Origin of the sequence: Pseudomonas sp. SWRI99 (genome assembly GCF_014270125.1) — a bacterium.
GTDB lineage: Bacteria > Pseudomonadota > Gammaproteobacteria > Pseudomonadales > Pseudomonadaceae > Aquipseudomonas > Aquipseudomonas hamedanensis.
In genome coordinates this window covers 1-20,073 of the sequence record NZ_JABWQR010000017.1, presented here as the reverse complement: position 1 = coordinate 20,073, position 20,073 = coordinate 1, and the positions used below count along the sequence as shown (strand labels likewise).

Annotated in this window: 20 protein-coding genes; 14 read left to right on the top strand and 6 right to left on the bottom strand. The window is 61.6% G+C overall.

Annotated features, from left to right (window positions below; translation table 11 throughout):
- The first annotated feature begins 2 nt into the window (after positions 1-2).
- Both HU743_RS15305 and rnk read left to right on the top strand, forming a co-directional pair.
- Positions 3-221 carry a DUF1289 domain-containing protein gene (locus tag HU743_RS15305; RefSeq protein ID WP_186630860.1) on the top strand — a complete coding sequence of 73 codons (219 nt, stop codon included), beginning with the start codon at positions 3-5 and terminating at the stop codon, positions 219-221.
- 256 nt (positions 222-477) lie between these two features.
- Positions 478-897: a nucleoside diphosphate kinase regulator gene (gene rnk / locus HU743_RS15300; RefSeq protein WP_039757397.1), complete on the top strand. Its 420-nt coding sequence runs from the start codon at positions 478-480 to the stop codon at positions 895-897.
- 9 nt (positions 898-906) lie between these two features.
- Here rnk and HU743_RS15295 read toward each other — a convergent pair whose 3' ends face one another.
- From HU743_RS15295 to HU743_RS15285, 3 genes are all read right to left on the bottom strand, one after another.
- Positions 907-3,750, bottom strand: a complete 2,844-nt coding sequence (locus HU743_RS15295; protein WP_186649515.1) for a class I adenylate cyclase — start codon at positions 3,748-3,750, stop codon at positions 907-909.
- 181 nt (positions 3,751-3,931) lie between these two features.
- Positions 3,932-4,177 (bottom strand): TIGR02647 family protein, encoded by a 246-nt coding sequence (locus HU743_RS15290; protein WP_186549670.1) that lies wholly within the window; start codon positions 4,175-4,177, stop codon positions 3,932-3,934.
- 256 nt (positions 4,178-4,433) lie between these two features.
- The gene (locus HU743_RS15285) at positions 4,434-4,733 is read right to left on the bottom strand and encodes a hypothetical protein (RefSeq protein ID WP_186649513.1); all 300 of its coding nucleotides are present in this window, start codon (positions 4,731-4,733) and stop codon (positions 4,434-4,436) included.
- A 124-nt stretch (positions 4,734-4,857) separates the two neighbouring features.
- On the opposite strand from HU743_RS15285, the gene HU743_RS15280 reads away from it, so the two are divergent.
- The gene (locus HU743_RS15280; RefSeq protein WP_186649511.1) at positions 4,858-5,517 is read left to right on the top strand and encodes a glutathione S-transferase; all 660 of its coding nucleotides are present in this window, start codon (positions 4,858-4,860) and stop codon (positions 5,515-5,517) included.
- A 94-nt stretch (positions 5,518-5,611) separates the two neighbouring features.
- Here HU743_RS15280 and argH read toward each other — a convergent pair whose 3' ends face one another.
- Positions 5,612-7,006, bottom strand: a complete 1,395-nt coding sequence (argH, locus tag HU743_RS15275) for an argininosuccinate lyase (protein WP_186649508.1) — start codon at positions 7,004-7,006, stop codon at positions 5,612-5,614.
- A gap of 469 nt (positions 7,007-7,475) precedes the next feature.
- On the opposite strand from argH, the gene HU743_RS15270 reads away from it, so the two are divergent.
- From HU743_RS15270 to rsd, 7 genes are all read left to right on the top strand, one after another.
- Positions 7,476-8,222 carry a LytTR family DNA-binding domain-containing protein gene (locus tag HU743_RS15270; protein ID WP_186549662.1) on the top strand — a complete coding sequence of 249 codons (747 nt, stop codon included), beginning with the start codon at positions 7,476-7,478 and terminating at the stop codon, positions 8,220-8,222.
- A gap of 140 nt (positions 8,223-8,362) precedes the next feature.
- Positions 8,363-9,304 (top strand): hydroxymethylbilane synthase, encoded by a 942-nt coding sequence (hemC, locus tag HU743_RS15265; protein ID WP_186549660.1) that lies wholly within the window; start codon positions 8,363-8,365, stop codon positions 9,302-9,304.
- Positions 9,301-10,068, top strand: a complete 768-nt coding sequence (locus tag HU743_RS15260; protein WP_186649505.1) for a uroporphyrinogen-III synthase — start codon at positions 9,301-9,303, stop codon at positions 10,066-10,068. The genes hemC and HU743_RS15260 overlap by 4 nt, the downstream gene beginning before the upstream one ends.
- A 16-nt stretch (positions 10,069-10,084) precedes the next feature.
- Positions 10,085-11,227 carry a uroporphyrinogen-III C-methyltransferase gene (locus tag HU743_RS15255; RefSeq protein ID WP_186649503.1) on the top strand — a complete coding sequence of 381 codons (1,143 nt, stop codon included), beginning with the start codon at positions 10,085-10,087 and terminating at the stop codon, positions 11,225-11,227.
- The gene (locus tag HU743_RS15250; protein WP_186549654.1) at positions 11,224-12,462 is read left to right on the top strand and encodes a heme biosynthesis protein HemY; all 1,239 of its coding nucleotides are present in this window, start codon (positions 11,224-11,226) and stop codon (positions 12,460-12,462) included. Before HU743_RS15255 ends, HU743_RS15250 begins: the two co-directional genes overlap by 4 nt.
- Positions 12,463-12,668: 206 nt before the next feature.
- Positions 12,669-13,220 carry a disulfide bond formation protein B gene (locus HU743_RS15245; RefSeq protein WP_186549652.1) on the top strand — a complete coding sequence of 184 codons (552 nt, stop codon included), beginning with the start codon at positions 12,669-12,671 and terminating at the stop codon, positions 13,218-13,220.
- Between the two features lie 184 nt (positions 13,221-13,404).
- Positions 13,405-13,863 carry a sigma D regulator gene (rsd, locus tag HU743_RS15240; RefSeq protein ID WP_186549650.1) on the top strand — a complete coding sequence of 153 codons (459 nt, stop codon included), beginning with the start codon at positions 13,405-13,407 and terminating at the stop codon, positions 13,861-13,863.
- 57 nt (positions 13,864-13,920) lie between these two features.
- On the opposite strand, the gene HU743_RS15235 is transcribed toward rsd, so the two are convergent.
- Positions 13,921-14,586, bottom strand: a complete 666-nt coding sequence (locus tag HU743_RS15235; RefSeq protein WP_186549648.1) for an FKBP-type peptidyl-prolyl cis-trans isomerase — start codon at positions 14,584-14,586, stop codon at positions 13,921-13,923.
- A gap of 192 nt (positions 14,587-14,778) precedes the next feature.
- On the opposite strand from HU743_RS15235, the gene HU743_RS15230 reads away from it, so the two are divergent.
- Positions 14,779-15,924: an AlgP family protein gene (locus HU743_RS15230; RefSeq protein ID WP_186649501.1), complete on the top strand. Its 1,146-nt coding sequence runs from the start codon at positions 14,779-14,781 to the stop codon at positions 15,922-15,924.
- On the opposite strand, the gene HU743_RS15225 is transcribed toward HU743_RS15230, so the two are convergent.
- Positions 15,921-16,382, bottom strand: a complete 462-nt coding sequence (locus HU743_RS15225; protein ID WP_186649498.1) for a TIGR02444 family protein — start codon at positions 16,380-16,382, stop codon at positions 15,921-15,923. The two genes, HU743_RS15230 and HU743_RS15225, sit on opposite strands and share 4 nt — an antisense overlap.
- A 50-nt stretch (positions 16,383-16,432) precedes the next feature.
- On the opposite strand from HU743_RS15225, the gene HU743_RS15220 reads away from it, so the two are divergent.
- From HU743_RS15220 to rhtB, 3 genes are all read left to right on the top strand, one after another.
- Entirely contained in the window at positions 16,433-18,343 is a 1,911-nt protein-coding gene (locus HU743_RS15220; RefSeq protein WP_186649496.1) for an ATP-binding cassette domain-containing protein, read from the top strand.
- Positions 18,343-18,924: a mechanosensitive ion channel family protein gene (locus HU743_RS15215; RefSeq protein WP_186549640.1), complete on the top strand. Its 582-nt coding sequence runs from the start codon at positions 18,343-18,345 to the stop codon at positions 18,922-18,924. The genes HU743_RS15220 and HU743_RS15215 overlap by 1 nt, the downstream gene beginning before the upstream one ends.
- Before the next feature lie 207 nt (positions 18,925-19,131).
- Positions 19,132-19,764, top strand: coding sequence for a homoserine/homoserine lactone efflux protein (gene rhtB, locus HU743_RS15210; RefSeq protein ID WP_186623331.1), 633 nt, complete (start codon positions 19,132-19,134; stop codon positions 19,762-19,764).
- Positions 19,765-20,073 lie beyond the last annotated feature (309 nt).

Genomic DNA, 20,073 nt, shown 5'->3' with positions numbered 1-20,073 from the left:
TGCTGACTGACGCCGCTCCTGTTCGGCCACCCAAGCCGCTCTACAGCAACGTCAGCCCGGCGGTGCCGTCGCCGTGCAGCGGTGTATGCCGGCTGGATGAGCAGAAGGTTTGCCAGGGCTGTTTCCGTCATGTCGAAGACATTCGTGAATGGCGCTCGGCTGACGACCAGCGCCGGCGCGTGATATGCGCGCAAGCCGCAGAGCGCCGCACTCGAGCCTGATACGAACTTGTGGCGAGGGAGCTTGCTCCCGCTGGGTCGCGAAGCGGCCCCAAACTCTTGCGACTGCTGCGCAGCCGAGCGGGAGCCAGCTCCCTCGCCATAGCCGGTCACGGCATCTCAAGGTGCGTGGCTTGTATATTTTTTGAGCTGTGATAGTGTCCGCAGACGCCTCAAACCACCGAGGCACGGTGAAAACCCCGTCTTTTTTGGCGGGGTTTTGCTTTTTTTGTGCAGAAGAAAGGAGTCTGCCCGGATCATGACCGCACCTTCCATCACCCTCACCCGTCTGGACGTGCAACGTCTGGAGCGCCTGATCGACAGCCTGAGCGAGAAAGACCAGGCTGCGCCGGGCGTGATTGCGTTGCAAACCGAGCTGGACCGCGCCGATACCGTGGTCGGCCACGATGAAGTGCCCGCTGATGTCGTGACCATGAATTCTCGCGTGCATTGCCGTGAAGAAGGCAGTGGCAAGGATTACCACCTGACGCTGGTTTATCCAAAAGACGCCAACGCCGACGAAGGCAAGATTTCGATTCTGGCGCCGGTCGGCAGCGCGTTGCTGGGCCTGAAGGTCGGTCAGCACATCGACTGGCCGGCTCCGGGCGGCAAGTCGTTGAAACTGACCTTGCTGGAAGTGGAATCGCAACCGGTCAACGGCGGCGCCTTTCCCGAGTAAACCCCTGCCTCACACCTGTTCGAGCGCTTCATTCAACGAGCGCTCCAGGTCTGCCTTGTAGCGCAGATACAGATTGCTCGAACTTTGCCCGTCGCCGAGGAGGCCCGACAGGTCGAGATCGGTGATGTAGCAGCGATACCGTTCGGCTTCACGGCGCTGTTCGACGATCTCGCGGGCGACCACGCTGAACAGCTGGTCGCCATGCTCCAGCTCGCTGAATTCCCGCTGATTGCAATACAAGGTGACCTGCACGTTTCCCGGTGCGGCTTTACCGATGATTGCCTGCACGTCATAGAACGGCTTGTTCACCGGTGTCTGCGGCACCGGTCGCGCTTCGACCCGCCGTGCCCGGCCCGGGCCGGATGGCAATAACTGGTAATACAAAGTCTCCAGCCTCGCCTCCGGGCCGGCCTCCATCGGCAGCACGGCTTCGCGGCGGAACTGTATCGATTGCAGGAAGCGCTGCAGTGGCACCAGCAGACTCTGCTCGTCGTGGTAAGGCAGTCGCTGTTGCCACAGCGCATTGAACTCATCCAGCACGTACAGCTCGGCCTGCTGCTCGGTTGTTCGGTAGAACACCTGGATGCATTCGGGCTGGCCCATCGGCAGGATCAGCGCAATGTCTTGATCTTCCAGCGCCATCGGGTCCAGGTGCAGCGGGCTGTAGCGCGGCTGTTCTTCGCCCAGATAATCGAGTAGCGCCGGCAGGGTGGCGAGGGCGACATGGTTGACCTGGCCGGGCACCAGTTCCAGCACGTGATAGTGCTGCTGTACCTGGATCAGGTAGCGGTGATTGAGATCGCTGAGCAGCAGATGTTGCGCGGTGTCGACGATTTCTTCGACGCGGCGCGCAATGAACTGCGCGCGGTTGTGGCAAAAACAACGCACCTTCAGTGACGGTTGCAACGACCCGCGCGGCAAGTTGTTGAGGTAGTCGCGCAGACAGTCGAGCAAGGCGTGCGGGCCGTCAAAACGATTGACCAGCACTTCGTTCCAGCTGTTGAGCGTGACCTGATCCAGCGTCAGTACAAGATTCTCGCGCACGCCGGCATAGCTCAGCGAGTCGGTGCGCTCGGTGGTCATCAAAATGTTCAGGTCGCGGTGATGCTTGAGCGGGTCTACGCCAACATTGATCAGCATCAGCACCTCGCTGGGCACGGCCGCCCGCAGCAGTGCCTCTTCGGCAACAGTCGGCAAGGGCAGGGCGATGCACTGTTGCAGGCTGCCCAGCAGGTTGAACAGTTCGAATTCGCTCAGGTCACTGGTGCCGGGGTGCAGGGCCAGGCGCGTGCTGCTGTCGATGACGCCGTTGCGGTGACACCAGGTCAGCAGTTCGAGCAACTCGCGGCTGCGCTTGATCGGCGCGAAGTGTTCCCACTCCAGCGCGGTGAGGCTGCCGTTGTACAGGCCCCACTGGGTTTGCCCCGGTTCCTTTTTGTTGCGCGACTGCACCAGGGTCAGGGTGTCTTCGGCAAGGTCCGGGGCAATGCCCGGGTTGATGAACTCGACCTTGTCGGCCTTGCGCTCGAAGGCCGCATAGAGGCGACGGCCGAGGACGTTGAGGTCGCGCTTGTTGATCAGGCTGACGGTTTGCTCGCTGCGCGCGAACTGGGTCAAAAAGCGATAGCTGTAGTTGAGTTCGTTGACCAGCGCACGGCGCTCGGCACTGACCTGGCGGACTTTCCACTGGCTGCGACTGTCGAGCAGCGCCAGTTGCCGCTGATCCCAATGCCATTCGCTGGCTAAACGCTCGAGCAACGCGCGTTGCCAACCCTGGCTGCGGCTATTGCCGGTGAGCTTGCGGTTGACCTTCAGATACAGCGCGCGGCGCACCAGCTCCAAGCGTTCCGGTTCGTTGCGCGTGGTGAGGTATTCCTCGATACGCCGGTACACCACCATGTACGGGTCCAGCTCATCGAGATCGAGCTGATTGGCAAACACGGCTTTTTTGAAGCGCAGGCTCAGGCATTGCACGTGCGGATGCTCGCTGGCGTAGACCTCGGTCAGCAGCAGTTTGAGCACCGACTTGTAAGGCGACTCGATGCCCTTGAACAACTGCCACAAGCCGGCACCGATGAACTCGCCCGGCGGAATAGTCGCCATCGGCCCGAGGTCGAGGGTTTCGTCGGCGCGAATAAAGCGTTTGGACAGTAGGGTATGGGTGTAGGCGTCGTAGGTGGTTTCTTCATAAACCGGCACCAGCCACCAGATCGGTGTGCGCCCGGCGAGCCAGATTGCCGTGCGATAAAACTCGTCCAGCAGCAGATAGTGCTGAGTGCTGCCGCAGTTTTCCGAACTGAGCTGGGTGTCGCGTTCGCCTTTGACGAAGCGCGCCGGATCGATCAGGAAGAAGTGAGCTTCGGCGCCCTGGCTCGCGGCCCAGCTTTCGAGCAACTGGCATTTCTTGCTCAGCTCGGCGAGTTCGCTGTCGCTCAGGTCCGGCGCATGGCACACCCACACGTCCATGTCGCTCTGATCCGCCTGGGCAAGAGTGCCGAGGCTGCCCATCAGGAACAGGCCGTGAATCGGCCGCGGCGGATTACTGCCATGGCGTGGTTTGTAGGCGAATGAACGGGTCAGGCGTTGGGCTTCGGCCAGCGTGTCGGCGTCCGGCTCGTAATTCGACAGGCCGGCCGGCGTACTGCCCGAGACATAGCCCGGCAGCAGCGGATGATTGACGTGGAAGAACAGCGGCAGCAGCGTCAGCACGCTTTGCTGGCGCGTCGACAAGCCTTCAAGCGCGCGGCCCAGGCGACCTTCATTGAGTTTGAGAAAACGCGCGCGCAGCTGGCTGAGTACCTTGCGGTCGATTCCCTCGTCCAGGTCGGGGCGGATTTCGTGGGTGCGCGTCATGTCAGCTCAAACCGGCTCGCAGGCTCGGACGTAGAGGGTCTCGGAATGGAAGGCAGTTTAGCCTTAGCACAGCGGGACGTTTAAGCTGAATTTGGTTTTTGCTGTCAGATTTTTCCCGCACAGACCAAGCGGGCCCGCGGAAATCCCGTGGCAGGAGTTCCCGTGGGCAAAGTCAGGGGGATCAGGCGGTTTCTTGCTCTTTCAGAATCGTCAGCACGGTCTGCACGTTTTGCGCGGCATCGCGACCGAGGCTGGTCAGATAGCCGCCATCGGGCTGATCGGTGAGGTCTTTATCAAACAGGCGCTGGGCAGCGGCGATGTGTTTGGGGGCAGCGGTCTGATGAATTTTCAGACCTTCCTGGGAACTGTCCAGGGGAAAGAGTGCAAGGACTTCCAGTTCGGCAACCAACTCAGGGGTAAGCGACATAAGGACTCCAGACTTTCTAGGAATTGGACGACAGCGCCCCTAAGGTGAACCCGCTGGTGCGGCATGTCCAGTGCTCAGCTCAGGGATTTTGTCTTGAGGCGGATTCCAGTGTAGTCCGGCGGCAGGAGATGGCTGGAGGGATGCGTAACAAACCTTGTAGGAGTGAGCCTGCTCGCGATTGCATTCTTCCAGTCGACGGTGATGTGATTGAAAGAACGTAATCGCGAGCAGGCTCACTCCTACAGGATCGGGGGCGTTACTGCTTTTCCGGTGGCAGCTCAGGCAGCTCAGGCAGCGCCCGCAGCGCCGCTTCGTACCATTGAGTGTCGAACGGACGGTCTTCATCCAGCATCGCGTCAATCTCGTAAGCCAACACATGCGCCATCAGTTCAAGGATCTCGTCGCGCTCCGTGCCCACCAGCGTCAGTTTGTTAAAAGTCGCTTTGGCCGCTGGCGGGTTGCCGCTCTCGATCTGGTTCTCGATGGCTTCGATCAGGGTCGCCTCGGTGAATGCTTCTTCGTCATCATCATTGACGATATCTGTCGGCTCGCTCATGGCAGGCTCCTTTAGGTAAGGGCGCCAGTTTACCTGCATTCAGTGGCGTGATGCTGCTGGCGGGAAACGCCGTCGCGATCTATAAACAGGCACTGCCCACCCCGCACGGCCTGGAGGCTCTGTGATGTTCAAACTCTACGGATTCGCTGTCAGCAATTACTACAACATGGTCAAACTGGCGCTGCTGGAAAAAGGCCTGCCCTTCGAAGAGGTGACCTTCTACCCGACGCAAACCCTGGAATCACTGGCCATCAGCCCGCGCGGCAAGGTCCCGGTGCTGGGCGTCGATGCCGGCTTCATCAACGAGACGGCGATCATCCTTGAATACCTGGAACAGACCCAGCGAGGCACGCCATTGTTGCCGAGCGATCCGTTCGCTCGTGCCCAAGTGCTGGCGATCGCCAAGGAGATCGAGCTGTACATCGAACTGCCGGGCCGTGCCTGTTACGGCGAGGCATTCTTCGGCATGACCCTGCCAGAGGCAATCAAGGAAAAGACCAGAACCGAGTTGCTGCTGGGCTTTGCTGCGCTGGGCCGTCACGGCAAGTTTGCCCCGTACGTGGCGGGCGATAGCCTGAGCATTGCCGACTTGTATTTCCTCTACAGCGTGCCGCTGGCGTGTGCGGTCGGGCAGAAGCTGTTCGGGATTGATTTGCTCGCCGAGATGCCAGGGGCGAAGGCACTGCTGGAACGGCTTGAGCAGAACGCGCATGTGCAGAAGATTGCCGCGGACAAGGATGCGGCGATGCCGGCGTTTTTGGCGATGGTTGCTGCCAAGAAGTGAGATTTGCGGTGGACTGAAAAAAGCTATCGCGAGCAGGCTCACTCCTACAATTGGAATGCGTTCCCCTGTAGGAGTGAGCCTGCTCGCGATGCTTTTAGCGGCTGGCGATCAACGCCTGACCGCGCGCCACAGCAGCTTTGACCTGCGCCGGCGCAGTCCCGCCGATATGGTCGCGGGCATTCACCGAGCCTTCCAGGGTCAACACGGCAAACACGTCCTGCTCGATCTGATCGCTGAACTGACGCAGTTCTTCCAGGCTCATCTCCGCCAGGTCCTTGCCGGTGTCGACGCCGTATTTCACCGCATGACCTACGATCTCGTGGCAGTCGCGGAACGGTAGGCCACGGCGTACCAGGTAGTCCGCCAGATCGGTCGCGGTGGAGAAACCGCGCAGGGCCGCTTCACGCATGATCGCGTGTTTAGGCTTGATCGCCGGGATCATGTCGGCAAAGGCGCGCAACGAGTCACGCAGGGTATCGGCGGCGTCGAACAGCGGTTCCTTGTCTTCCTGATTGTCCTTGTTGTAGGCCAGCGGCTGGCCTTTCATCAGGGTCAGCAGGCCCATCAGTGCACCGAACACCCGGCCGGTCTTGCCGCGCACCAGCTCGGGCACGTCAGGGTTTTTCTTCTGCGGCATGATCGAGCTGCCGGTGCAGAAGCGGTCGGGCAGGTCGATGAACTGGAACTGCGCGCTGGTCCACAGCACCAGTTCTTCGGAGAAGCGCGACAGGTGCATCATGGCGATGCTCGCGGCCGAACAGAATTCAATGGCGAAATCGCGATCGGAGACGTTATCCAGCGAGTTGCCGCCAACGGCGTCGAACCCCAGCAATTGCGCGGTGTATTCGCGATCGATCGGGTAGGTGGTGCCGGCCAGCGCAGCGCTGCCCAGCGGCATGCGGTTGGTGCGCTTGCGGCAGTCGACCAGGCGCTCGTAATCGCGGCTGAGCATTTCGAACCAGGCCAGCATGTGGTGGCCGAAGGTCACCGGTTGCGCGGTCTGCAGGTGAGTGAAGCCCGGCATGATGCTCGCCGCTTCACGCTCGGCCTGTTCCAGCAGGCCTTTTTGCAGGCGGGTAATTTCCGCGAGGATCAGGTCGATTTCGTCACGCAGCCACAGACGGATATCGGTAGCGACCTGGTCGTTGCGGCTGCGCCCGGTGTGCAGCTTTTTGCCGGTGACGCCGATGCGATCGGTCAGGCGCGCTTCGATGTTCATGTGCACGTCTTCGAGATCGACACGCCAGTCGAACTGGCCCGCCTCGATTTCGCCCTGAATCGTGTTCAGGCCATCGATGATGCTGTCGCGCTCGGCATCGGTCAGCACGCCGACCTTGGCCAGCATGGAGGCGTGGGCGATCGAACCCATGATGTCGTGGCGATACAGGCGCTGGTCGAAAGTGACGGAGGCGGTGAAGCGGGCGACGAAGGCGTCGACGGGTTCACTGAAGCGGCCGCCCCAGGACTGATTGGTCTTGTCAGTGCTCATGAATTCGCTCGTATCGGCTTGAAGAAAGAAGGCGTGAAACGCTGGCGCGGATAATAACAGGGTTGCCAATCCTGTCGCTGACACCGGTCGACAGGTTTTTTCGCGATGTGTCAGGCATGTCCGGCCTTGCCTGCGAAGAATTTACGAAAGGATATTTTTCGATTGAGCAATATCGTTCCGACGAACGTCTACAGTGGACAGAAGGGTCGGTGCGAATGCGGATCATGTGAAGGTCTGGCCACTGGCTATAAAAAGAGGGGGCGGGTGAGTTGTCCTTGCGTCAACCCCGTGAGAAACGCAGGAAACAGCGGGCTCTGAGCAGTACGACCCGGACACTGGCAAATATTGCTGGCCGACGTACGGCACTTTTTGGCGCTCGGGCTAGTCTTAGCGTGGATCGCGGTGACGGACGTCACTTCACCTGTCTACGCTATCCTTGTGCGAGACTCACGCAGGAATCCAGCGCAATATGAATGTCCTGATCGTTGATGACGAACCCCTGGCTCGCGAGCGCCTCAGCCGAATGGTGAGCGAACTTGAGGGTTATACAGTCCTGGAGCCCGGCGCCACGAATGGCGAGGAGGCGTTAGCGCTGATTGACAGCCACAAGCCGGATATCGTCTTGCTCGATATCCGCATGCCGGGCCTCGATGGCCTGCAGGTGGCTGCCCGACTGTGCGAACGAGAAACGCCGCCCGCCGTGGTGTTTTGCACCAGTCCCGATGAATTTGCCGTGGAAGCCCTGCAGGCCAGCGCCGTGGGCTATGTGGTGAAACCCGTGCGAACCGAACACTTGCAGGACGCCCTGAAACGGGCCGACCGTCCCAACCGGGCGCAACTCTCCGCCCTGACCCGGCCCGCTGCCGAAAGTGGCAACGGTCCGCGCAGCCATATCAGCGCCCGCACCCGCAAAGGTATTGAACTGATCCCGCTGGATCAGGTGGTCTACTTCATCGCCGACCACAAATACGTGACCTTGCGCCACGAAGCCGGTGAAGTGCTGCTGGACGAACCGCTCAAGGCGCTCGAGGACGAGTTTGGCGAACGCTTCGTGCGTATCCATCGTAATGCGCTGGTCGCCCGCGACCGTATCGAGCGCCTGCAACGCACACCGCTGGGTCATTTCCAGTTGTTCCTCAAAGGCCTCAATGGCGATGCGCTGATCGTCAGCCGTCGGCATGTGGCCGGTGTGCGCAAAATGATGCAGGGCCTGTAAACCCTGGTCATTGCGGGGGGCGCTTGCGACTGTTCATCAGGCATTTCAGGCCAGGGAGGCCACGCCATTTCTGATTCAAGTCAAAGTGGATTTGGCTGAGCTGTTATTATCCGCCGTATCTATTCAGTACGGATTGATCCATGTCCTCTCGCGAAATCCGCATCGCCACCCGTAAAAGTGCGCTGGCCCTCTGGCAGGCCGAATACGTCAAAGCCCGTCTTGAGGCAGCCCATCCGGGTTTGCTGGTGACACTGGTGCCCATGGTCAGTCGCGGCGACAAGCTGCTCGACTCACCGCTGTCGAAGATTGGTGGCAAGGGGCTGTTCGTCAAGGAGCTGGAAACCGCGCTGCTGGAAAATGAAGCGGATATTGCCGTGCACTCGATGAAAGATGTGCCGATGGACTTCCCTGAAGGCCTCGGCCTTTTTTGCATCTGCGAGCGAGAAGACCCGCGCGATGCCTTCGTTTCCAATACTTACGAAAGCCTCGACGCGTTGCCGGCCGGCGCCATCGTCGGCACTTCCAGTTTGCGTCGTCAGGCGCAATTGCTGACGCGCCGTCCGGACCTGCAAATCCGCTTTCTGCGCGGCAACGTCAACACCCGCCTGGCCAAACTCGATGCTGGCGAATACGACGCGATCATTCTTGCCGCGGCGGGGCTGATTCGTCTGGGGTTCGAAGACCGCATCACCTCGGCAATCAGTGTCGATGACAGCTTGCCGGCCGGTGGTCAGGGCGCGGTCGGCATCGAGTGCCGCAGCGCCGATACAGACATCCACGCCTTGCTTGCACCGCTGCATCACGCCGATACCGCCTCGCGCGTCACCGCCGAGCGTGCCCTCAACAAACATTTGAATGGCGGCTGCCAAGTGCCGATCGCCTGCTACGCCGTGCTTGAGGGCGAGCAATTGTGGTTGCGTGGTCTGGTCGGCGAGCCCAGCGGCGGCAAGCTGCTCAGCGCCGAAGCCAGGGCGCCGCGGGTCGATGCCCAAGCGTTGGGCGTGAAGGTTGCCGAAGCCTTGCTCAGCCAGGGTGCCGACGACATCCTCAAAGCGGTTTACGGCGAGGCAGGTCACGAGTGACGGGCTGGCGCCTGCTGCTGACGCGCCCTGCGGACGACTGTGCGGCGCTGGCTGCGACGTTGGCCGCAGAGGGGATTTTCAGCAGTTGCCTGCCGCTTTTGGAAATTGCTCCGTTGCCGGTCTCTGCCACAATGCGTCAGGCGATTGCGCGGCTGCCGGCTTGCGACGCGGTGATTGTGGTCAGCAAGCCGGCGGCGCGGATCGCAGTGGATTTGCTTAAGTCCGCAGGCATGTCGTCATTGGCGAGGCCATGGTTCAGTGTCGGCGCGGCGACCGCAGAAATTCTTCGCGAGCACGGTCTCGATGTGAGCTTCTCGGCGGACGGCGACGACAGCGAAGCCTTGCTGCAACTGCCGCGTCTGCGCGAGGCGATCAGCCAGCCCGGTGCGCAGGTATTGATCCTGCGCGGCGAGGGCGGGCGTGAACTGCTCGCCGAGCGCCTGCGCGCGCTTGGTGCTAGTGTCGAGTATCTGGAGTTGTACCGGCGCGACCTGCCAGCCTACGCCCCGAACGAGCTGCCACGGCGGATCGAAGCGGAACGCTTGAACGGGCTGGTGGTCAGCAGTGGACAGGGTTTCGAGCACCTGCGCGAAATGGCCGGCGAGGTCTGGCCGACGATTGCGCGGTTGCCGTTGTTTGTACCAAGCCCCAGGGTGGCCGAGCTGGCATGTGCCGCCGGGGCCCAGACAGTTGTGGATTGTCGTGGCGCCAGTGCCGCGGCTTTGCTGACGGCGTTGCGGGAACATCCCGCGCCCGTTTTCTGATGCAAAGGATGGATACGTGAGCGAAACAGCCTTGCCTAAAGATGATGTGCAACCTGTGACCGATGCCCAGGTTGAAACGCCAGCGCCGGCCAAAGACCCGCGCCGGGGCAATGGACTGGCCATAGTCGCCGTGCTGCTCGGCGCCGCTGGCGTGGCGATCGGCGGCTGGGGTGTCTGGCAGGTACGCCACCTGCAAACCAATACCCAACAGCAGTCCGCTCAGGTGCAGGCCTTGAACGATCAGGCGCAGAGTCTGAAGCTCAACGAGCAGCGCCTGACCGAGCGCCTCGCGCAGTTGCCCGGCGCCGACGAGCTTGCCGAGCGCCAACGTCTGGTGACGCAACTGCAAGGTGATCAGCAGCGCCTCAATCAGCGTCTGGAAACGGTCCTGGGGGCCAGTCGCAAGGACTGGCGTCTGGCCGAGGCCGAGCACCTGTTGCGCCTCGCCAGTCTGCGTCTGTCGGCGTTGCAGGACATCAGCAGCGCTCAGGCGCTGGTGCAGGGCGCCGACGAAATTCTCCGCGAACAGAACGATCCGGGCGCCTTCGCCGCTCGTGAGCAAGTGGCGAAAACCCTTGTCGCGTTGCGCAGCACTGAGCAGCCGGACCGGACCGGATTATTCCTGCGCCTCGGTGCGCTGCGCGATCAGGTTATCGACCTCACCGAACTGGCTCCGGAGTACAAGGACCGCGGTGAGTCGCTGCTGGGCTTGACCGCTGACGGTGATGGCGCCAGTCGCTGGGCGCAGTGGTGGGATCAGGTTTCGCGCTACCTCCGTATCGACTTCAACGCGGACAAGAATGTACGGCCGCTGCTGGCCGGGCAGAGCCTGAGCCAGGTCCGCCTGGCCCTGAGCCTGGCGCTGGAGCAGGCGCAGTGGGCGGCGCTCAACGGTCAGGCGGCGGTCTACACCCAGGCGCTGGCCGAGGCGCGTGATGTGCTCAAGGGCAACTTCAATCCGGACAATCCGCAAAGCAAAGTGATGCTTGAGCAGGTCGGCGAGTTGAGCAAGGAGCCGGTCACGGTCGTCACCCCCGATCTGGCTGGCACCCTGAGCGCGGTGCAGGCGTATCTGCAGCGGCGCAACGTCAACGCTGAAGAATCGGTGAAACCGTTTGCCAGACCTGCCGGCAATGCCGCGCAGGAGGCGACGCCATGAAACGCCTGTATGTGATCGTGTTTCTGGTGATCGCGGCGACGGCGGCGCTGGGCCTGGCGATTGCTGAACACTCCGGATATGTGCTGGTTGCCTATAAGAGTTTCCGCTATGAGTCGAGCCTGTGGGCGACACTGGCAGTGGTCGCGGTGCTGTGGCTGCTGTTCTGGGGGATCAAGGCGCTGGTCGAGCTGATCATGACTTCCACTGGCGTGGTCAATCCATGGTCGCGGCGCAACCGCAGTCGTCGCGTGCAGGTGGCAATCGAGCACGGTCAACTGGATCTGGCGGAAGGGCGCTGGGCCAGTGCGCAGCGGCATCTGACCCGCGCAGCGGAAGCCGAGCGGCAGCCGCTGTTGTTTTATCTGGGTGCGGCCCGTGCGGCCAACGAGCAAGGTCATTACGAAGAATGCGACCGCCTGCTCGAACGCGCACTGGAGCGTCAGCCTCAGGCTGAACTGGCGATTGCCTTGAGCCATGCACAATTGCAGACCGATCGCGGCGATACCGATGGCGCACTGGTGACGCTGCAAGCCATGCATGAGCGGCACCCGCGCAGCGCACAGACCTTGCGCCAGTTGCAGCGGCTGTATCAGCAGCGGGGTGAGTGGTCGGCGGTGATTCGCTTGCTGCCGGAACTGCGCAAGGACAAAGTGCTGCCACCGGCTGAACTGGCCGAGCTGGAGCGTCGCGCCTGGGGTGAAAACCTGTCGTTGGCGGCGCAGCGTGAAGACGATGGCACGGTGGGTCTGCAATCGCTGAAACGCGCCTGGGAGCAGCTCACCGCGGCGCAGCGTCAAGAGCCGCCGCTGGTGTTGGCCTATGCCGAACAATTGCGTCAGCTGGGTGCTCAGGTCGAGGCGCAAGAAGTGCTGCGTACGGCCCTCAAACGCAAGTACGACAGCCATTTGGCGCGTCTCTACGGCTTGGTCCGTGGCAGCGACCCGGTACGCCAACTGCAAACCGCCGAAGGCTGGCTCAAGGAACACCCGGCCGATCCGAGCCTGCTGCTGACCCTGGGACGCCTGTGTCTGCAAGCCAGTCTGTGGGGCAAGGCGAGAGACTATCTGGAGAGCAGCCTGCAGTTGCAGCGCAATCCCGAGACCTGTGCGGAGCTGGCGCGCTTGCTGGCGCAGCTGGGCGATACCGAACGCAGCAATCAGTTGTTCCAGGAAGGTCTGGGCCTGCTGGATGAGCGCCTGCTGGCCGCGCCACTGCCGGTTTCCGCGCGCATCTGAAGTGACGAGGGAGGCGGCTCCCTCGTACATTCTTTTTAACTTCGTCGCGCGCTCGGTAAAAAGTCCTACGGCGCGTTACCCATATTCCTCTTGAACCTGTCGGGTTTTCCCTACACCTCTGGTGAACTGTCGGCAGGGCCTCGCCTTGAAAGGCTGACACGCTTTCCTCTACCGTAACCCTCTGTCTCTACTGTTACGGAAAAGCCATGTCGTTGGCCTGCTCACGCTCCTTGTTCTTCATGGCTTTCATTGCAGGAGCCTTTGCTCTGGGAGCTTCTTATTACCTTGAATACACGGTCGGTCTGACGCCGTGCAGCCTGTGCCTGGTGCAGCGCCTGTTCCTTACGCTGCTGTGCATTTGCTGTGGTGTGGCGGCGGTGCACGGCCCCCGGCGTGCCGGTCTTGGGCTCTACTGGCTGTGTGCGCTGGGCGCCAGCCTTGGCGGGACCACGGCAGCCTGGCGGCAAGTGTTGATTCAGAGTGATCCGCTGTTGCAGATGGTCAAATGCACACCCGCCGCCGAGCCGCTGTTCAGTGCCCTGCCGTGGGTGTGCGCCTTGCAACGGATGTTTAATGGCGGTGCCGACTGCGCGGAAATTTCCTGGACATTGTTTGACCTGAGCATTCCGGAGTGGAGCCTGTTGTTCTTTGTCGCGGTCTCGATACTCGCGGTGTACCAATTGTTGCGGCTGGCCTGGAATGCTCTACAACGCCCGTTCAGCGGCGAAGCGTCGCACCCGGTGCTGCTGAGGGATTAAACACTTGTATGAACTTTATCTCCTGCGTACCTTGAAGCCATAGGCGTGCGGGCATAATCTGGCCGGCACGTGTCATTGGAATTATGTTGCTCGATGACGCTCTGCCCGACCATCCCCACAAGCCAAAATCAGAAGCGGGACGCGGGTGTAGAGCAGCATGACCCACAAGGGAAGAGAGATCGCCATGCTCGAAAGTTGTCAGAATGCTCAGGAACGTTGGGGTGGAGTTCATCTGCTGATCGACCGCTGGTTACAGGAGCGTGAAGAACTGATCAGGGTCTATGACCTGCTCGGTGACAAGCCTGAGGCACTGTCGGAGAGCCGCAAGCCTTTGCTGGAATTCTGCGGTGTGCTGGTCGATTACGTCTCGGCCGGCCACTTCGAAATCTACGAACAGCTCACCGGCGAAGCCAAGGCGTTCAATGACAAGCGCGGCCTGGAACTCGCCGATACGATTTATCCACGTATCGATGTGATTACCGAGAAGCTGCTCGCCTTCAACGATCTGTGCGAAGAAGGCAAATGCGTTGCCGAGAAGTTCAAGGAGCTGGGCGGACTGCTGCACGAGCGCTTCGAGCTCGAAGACTGCCTGATTGAAGTGCTGCATAACGCGCACAAGGAAGAAGCGGCGGTTCAGGCCTGATCCGAACCCTGATCAAAAAAACGGTGCGCCCCAGGCGCACCGTTTTTTATTGCCTGCTCAATGGGTCGCGCCGCGCAATTCCACTTCGAACACCAAAGGCGTGAACGGCGCGATCAAGTCGCCGGCACCGTCGGCGCCATACGCCTGATCCGAAGGAATCACCAGTCGCCATTTGGCGCCCACCGGCATGTTCTGCAATGCGGTGCGCCAGCCGGCGATCACACTGTCTAGATTGAACCACTGTGGCTGAGTGTTCTGATCGAAGACAGTGCCGTCCGGCAGCCTGCCGATATACAGCACCTGCACTTTTCCGTCGGGGCCGGCCTTGGCGCCGGTGCCCGGAGCGAGCTCAGTCAGCAGGATGCCATCGGCCAGTTCCTTCACGCCGGGTCTGGCTTTTTCCGCGCTGAGAAAACGTTGCTCGTTTGCCATCGCCGCATCGCTTGAAGAGCGCGATGACTGTTCGGCATTTTGCGATTCATGTTCGGCCAGAATCTGTTCGATGCGCGCTTCACTCAATGCCAGTGGCTTACCCTGATAAGCCTGTTGCAGGCCTTCGATCAGCGCCTGGATCTGCAGCTGCGGCACCTCTTGGCGCAGGCGCTCACCGAGGCTGGCCCCGAGGCTGTAAGCCAGGTCGTGAGCATCGTTGGCCGTGGTTTTTTCAGTGGCGTGGGCCGCCGAAAAAACCAGGCAGAGGGTTAAAAAAAAGTAGCGCGACATCGGCACTCTCCGTCCTGAGATGCGCTGGATTATGCCAGCGCGAACGGCTGCAACGGTGAACTGCTTTTGTTTTCGCGCATGACATTTTCGCTTCGGTGCAACGCAACGGTTTCGATACTGTCAAGATGCCCTAGCGGCGGTATCAGCAGAGGTCTAGTATGAGCCGCACCCACGTCAGCCAGGAGGTAAACCATGTCGGCCACCAAGAAGCCTGTAAATACTCCGTTGCACTTACTCCAACAACTCTCGGGCAGCCTGCTCGAGCATTTGGAAAACGCTTGCTCCCAAGCCTTGGCTGATGCTGAAAAACTGCTCGCCAAACTGGAAAAGCAACGCGGCAAGGCGCAAGAAAAACTGCACAAGTCGCGCACCAAATTGCAGGATGCAGCCACCGCCGGTAAAGCCAAGGCACAGAACAAAGCCAAGGCCGCCGTGCAGGAACTGGAAGAGCTGCTCGATGCCCTGAAGGATCGTCAGTCCGACACGCGCAGCTACATTCTGCAACTCAAGCGCGATGCCCAGGAAAGCCTGAAACTGGCCCAAGGTGTTGGCCGCGTGCAAGAAGCCGTGGGCAAAGTATTGTCCGCCCGTTCGGCCAAACCGGCGGCGGCACCGGCGAAGAAAGCCGTGGCCAAACCGGCTGCTGCCAAACCTGTAGCGAAGACGGCTGCGGCCAAGCCTGCTGCCAAGGCACCGGTGAAAGTGGCGGCAAAACCGACGGCTAAAACCGTGGCCAAACCGGCGGCGAAAAAACCGGCTGCTACAAGCGCTGCAAAACCCGCTGCCGCCAAGCCGGCCAGCAAAACTGTCGCGGCCAAGCCAGCGGCTAAACCCGCTGCTACCAAAGCAGCCCCGGCGAAAGCCGCAGCCGCCAAACCCGCCGCCAAAGCGGTCGCCAAACCCGCCGCAAAACCTGCTGCGAAAACCGCTGCGGCCAAGCCCGCTGCGAAACCTGCTGCCGCCAAACCGGCCGCAAAAGCAGCGGCAAAACCCGCTGCCAAGCCAGCCGCAAAACCCGCCGTGAAAGCAGCCGCGAAACCGGCAACCAAGCCCGCCGCGAAACCGGCCGCCGCGGCTAAACCAGCGACTGCCGCCAAGCCTGTTGCGGCAAAACCTGCCGCCAAGCCAGCAGCCAAACCCGCCGCGAAGCCTGCCGTGAAAAAGCCGGCGGTTGCCAAGCCAGCAGCCGCCAAACCGGCTCCAGCCGCGAAGCCAGCCACTGCGGCGCCGTCGGCTTCGACCGCCGCACCGGCCCCCGCCGCCAACTCGACCACTGCCCCGGCGCCAACGCCAGCCGCTGTGTCGAGCGTCAGCAGCACCCCGTCCAGCGCTTCCTAAGTGCCGGTCGCCGCGACGCGCTGCAAGTGCTGCGCGTCGCGGTTCGGGCTGGCGGCAGCGCCGGCCAGGCCTTCAAGCCAGGTCAGTGAACCACTGGCGTTTCGCGCCCACCCCTGCGCTATCCCCTCAAGCCGCGACAGCAACGCGCGTTCTGCCTCAAGTTCGAGTGATTTGATTTGCTCGCGCATGCCTTGCAACAGCGCATCTTCCAAGGCTGCGGCTTTCCATTGCAGGCGCACTGCACGCAGTGGCTGCACGACGTCGCGATCCCAGGGCTCGGTCAGCGCCTGAAGCTGGCGCACGCGTTGTTCATCGCAAGCGACCCCACGGTGTTCCAGCCACAAGCCGCACAACAGCAGGCAGACGTTGGCCCCCGCCGTTTGCAGTTGCAGGCAGGCATTTTCGACGCCCGGTCGGGCGTAGACATTAAGGGCAAAGCTCCACAGGTCAGAGGACATCGTGCTACTCGCGCCAGTTGTGAGCGAAGCTGGTAGACTCCGCCGCCATTATGATCCGACTTCAGAACCTGACTTTACAGCGTGGCCCGCAACGTCTGCTAGAAGACGCCGAGCTGACCCTGCACGCCGGCCACAAAGCCGGCCTCATCGGCGCCAACGGTGCCGGCAAATCCAGCCTGTTCGCCTTGCTGCGCGGCGAGTTGCATCCGGACTCGGGCGACTGCCTGCTGCCGGCCGACTGGCGCATCGCGCACATGCGCCAAGAGGTCGACACCCTCGAGCGCCTGGCAGTCGACTATGTGCTCGATGGCGACCTGCGACTGCGCGAGGTGCAACGCGACCTCGCTGTCGCCGAGCAGGCCCACGACGGCACCGCACTGGCCCGTCTGCACGCCGAACTCGACAGCGCCGACGGCTACACCGCCGACGCGCGAGCGCGCAAGCTGCTCGCCGGGCTTGGGTTCACCAACGAGCAGATGGATCGTCAGGTCGGCGATTTCTCCGGTGGCTGGCGGATGCGTCTGAACCTGGCGCAAGCCTTGATGTGCCCCTCGGACCTGTTGCTGCTCGACGAACCGACCAACCACCTCGACCTCGATGCGATCATCTGGCTCGAAGACTGGCTGAAAAACTATCCGGGCACCTTGCTGCTGATTTCCCACGACCGCGACTTCCTCGACGAAGTCGTCGACCACGTGGCGCATGTCGATCAACGCAAACTGACGCTCTACCGTGGCGGCTACACCGCGTTCGAACGCGCCCGTGCCGAGCGTCTGGCCCAGCAGCAACAGGCCTACGAGAAGCAGCAGGCGCAACGTGCGCACATGGAAAGTTACATCGCCCGCTTCAAGGCTCAGGCGACCAAGGCCCGTCAGGCGCAGAGCCGGATCAAGGCACTTGAGCGCATGGAAGAGCTGTCGGCGGCCCACGTCGATTCGCCGTTCGATTTCGTCTTCCGCGAGTCGACGAAAATCTCCAGTCCGCTGATCGATTTGTCCGATGCGCGCCTGGGCTACGGCGACAAAACCATCCTGGAGAAGGTCAAGCTGCAACTGACCCCGGGTGCACGGATTGGCCTGCTCGGGCCGAACGGTGCGGGTAAGTCGACGCTGATCAAGAACCTCGCCGGCGAGCTGGAACCGCTGGCCGGGCGCCTGACCCGTGGCGAGAACACCGTGGTCGGCTATTTCGCCCAGCATCAACTCGACTCGCTCGATTCCAAGGCCAGCCCGTTGCTGCACTTGCAGCGTCTGGCGCCGGGCGAGCGTGAGCAGACCCTGCGCGATTTCCTCGGTGGCTTTGACTTCCGTGGCGCGCGCATCGATGAGCCGGTGCTGAATTTTTCCGGTGGCGAGAAGGCGCGTCTGGCCCTCGCGTTGATCGCCTGGGAACGGCCGAATCTGCTGCTGCTCGACGAACCGACCAACCACCTTGACCTGGAAATGCGCCTGGCGCTGACCATGGCGTTGCAGGAATTCAGCGGCGCGGTGCTGGTGGTGTCCCACGATCGGCATTTGCTCAAGAGCACCACCGATAACTTCTATCTGGTCGCCGATGGCAAGGTCGAAGAATTCGACGGCGATCTCGAAGACTACGCACGCTGGCTGGTGGAATACCGTCAGCGCAATGCGCCGGTCAGCAACACACCGGTCAACCCGGACAAGACCGACAAGAAAGCTCAGCGTCAGGCAGCAGCAGCGTTGCGCCAACAACTGGCCCCGCACAAACGCGAGGCCGACAAGCTTGAAGCCGAACTGGGCAAGCTCCACGAAAAACTCGCCAAGGTCGATGCCAGCCTTGGCGACAGCGATATCTACGAACCGGCGCGCAAGAACGAATTGCGTGATCTGCTGGCCGAGCAGGCCAGGCTGAAGATTCGTGAAGCCGAGCTGGAAGAGGCGTGGATGCAAGCGCTGGAAACGCTGGAAAGCATGCAGGCGGAGCTGGAGGCGTTGTCCTGATGGAAGCCTTCAAACTGCCGCTGCCAGCGATGTGGGTCGAGCCGATCTGGCTCGGTGTGCAGATTTTGTTGATCCTGCTGGCGGGCTACCTCGCCCAGCGCTTCGTCGCCAGAGTCCTGACCGGCCTGGGCCAGCGCTATTCGTTCCCGCCGCAGCTGCTGATGCCGCTGCGTGGCGTGCTGCGCTGGTTGATCATGGGCAGCGCGCTGATCTTCGTGCTGGAACGTCTCGGGGTGTCGGCGACGGTGCTGTGGACTGCCTTGTCGGGGTTCGTCGCGGTGGCGGCGGTGGCGTTCTTCGCGATGTGGAGCGTGCTGTCGAACCTGCTCTGTGCGGTTCTGATCTTCACCGTCGGGCCGTTTCGCCTGGGCGACGTGGTCGAACTGGTGGACACCACGGACAAGCCGGGCGTGAAAGGGCGAGTGGTGGCGATCAATCTGCTCTACACCACGTTGATCGAGGCGGAAGAGCTGGGCACGGGTAGCGCGATGGTGCAGGTGCCGAACAGCTTGTTCTTCCAGCGTTCGGTGCGGCGCTGGCGCGGGACGGATGTGTTTCCGTCGAGTGGCTTCGAGAAGTAATTTCGTGGCGTCAGTTCCGACGCCTTCGTCGGAACGCCGCCCGGAGCAGGCTCGCTCCCACATTTGAAATGCGTTTTCCTGTGGGAGCGAGCCTGCTTGCGAAGGGGCCATTAGCCGCACCTGCAACCTTCAGCAAGAAATCGGTAGTCATCCACGCGAAGCCGCATTAGCTTAGGCATTTGCCACAAGCATCAGTCGAGGTGTGCGATGGAGCTTCAAACATGGCTGGCGTTTTTTGCCGCCTGCTGGGTGATCAGTCTGTCCCCGGGCGCCGGCGCCATTGCGTCGATGTCCAGCGGATTGCAATACGGCTTCTGGCGCGGTTACTGGAACGCCCTGGGTCTGCAAGTCGGCCTCGCCGTGCAGATTGCGATTGTCGGCGCCGGTGTCGGTGCGATCCTCACCGCCTCGGCCACGGCGTTTTATGCGATCAAATGGTTCGGCGTGGCCTATCTCGTTTATCTGGCGATCAAGCAATGGCGCGCGTTGCCCATGGACATGAGCGATGACGCAGCGGTGCGACCGATCGGCAAGCCGCTGGCGCTGGTATTCCGTGGTTTCCTGGTGAACATCAGCAACCCCAAGGCTCTGATATTCATGCTCGCGGTGCTGCCGCAATTCATCAACCCGCATGAACCGCTGCTGATTCAGTATCTGGTGATTGGCGTGACGATGATTTGCGTCGATCTGATCGTCATGGCCGGCTACACCGGGCTGGCGTCGAAGGTGCTGCGCCTGCTGCGCACACCGAAACAACAGAAGCGCATGAACCGCACGTTTGCCGGGCTGTTCATCGGTGCGGCGGCGTTTATGGCGACGTTGCGCAAAGCGGCGGTGTAAGCCGCTTAGGCAATAAACTGTGGCGAGGGAGCTTGCTCCCGCTGGGCTGCGAAGCAGGCCCAAAAGCTAGTGAGCGCTGCGCACTCAAGCGGGAGCAAGCTCCCTCGCCACAGGAAAGTGTCAGCGCAGGATTACCGGTGCAAGCTTGCTCCCGCTGGGCTGCGAAGCAGGCCCAAAAGCTAGTGAGCGCTGCGCACTCAAGCGGGAGCAAGCTCCCTCGCCACAGGAAAGTGTCAGCGCAGGATTACCGGTGCAAGCTTGCTCCCGCTGGGCTGCGAAGCAGGCCCAAAAGCTAGTGAGCGCTGCGCA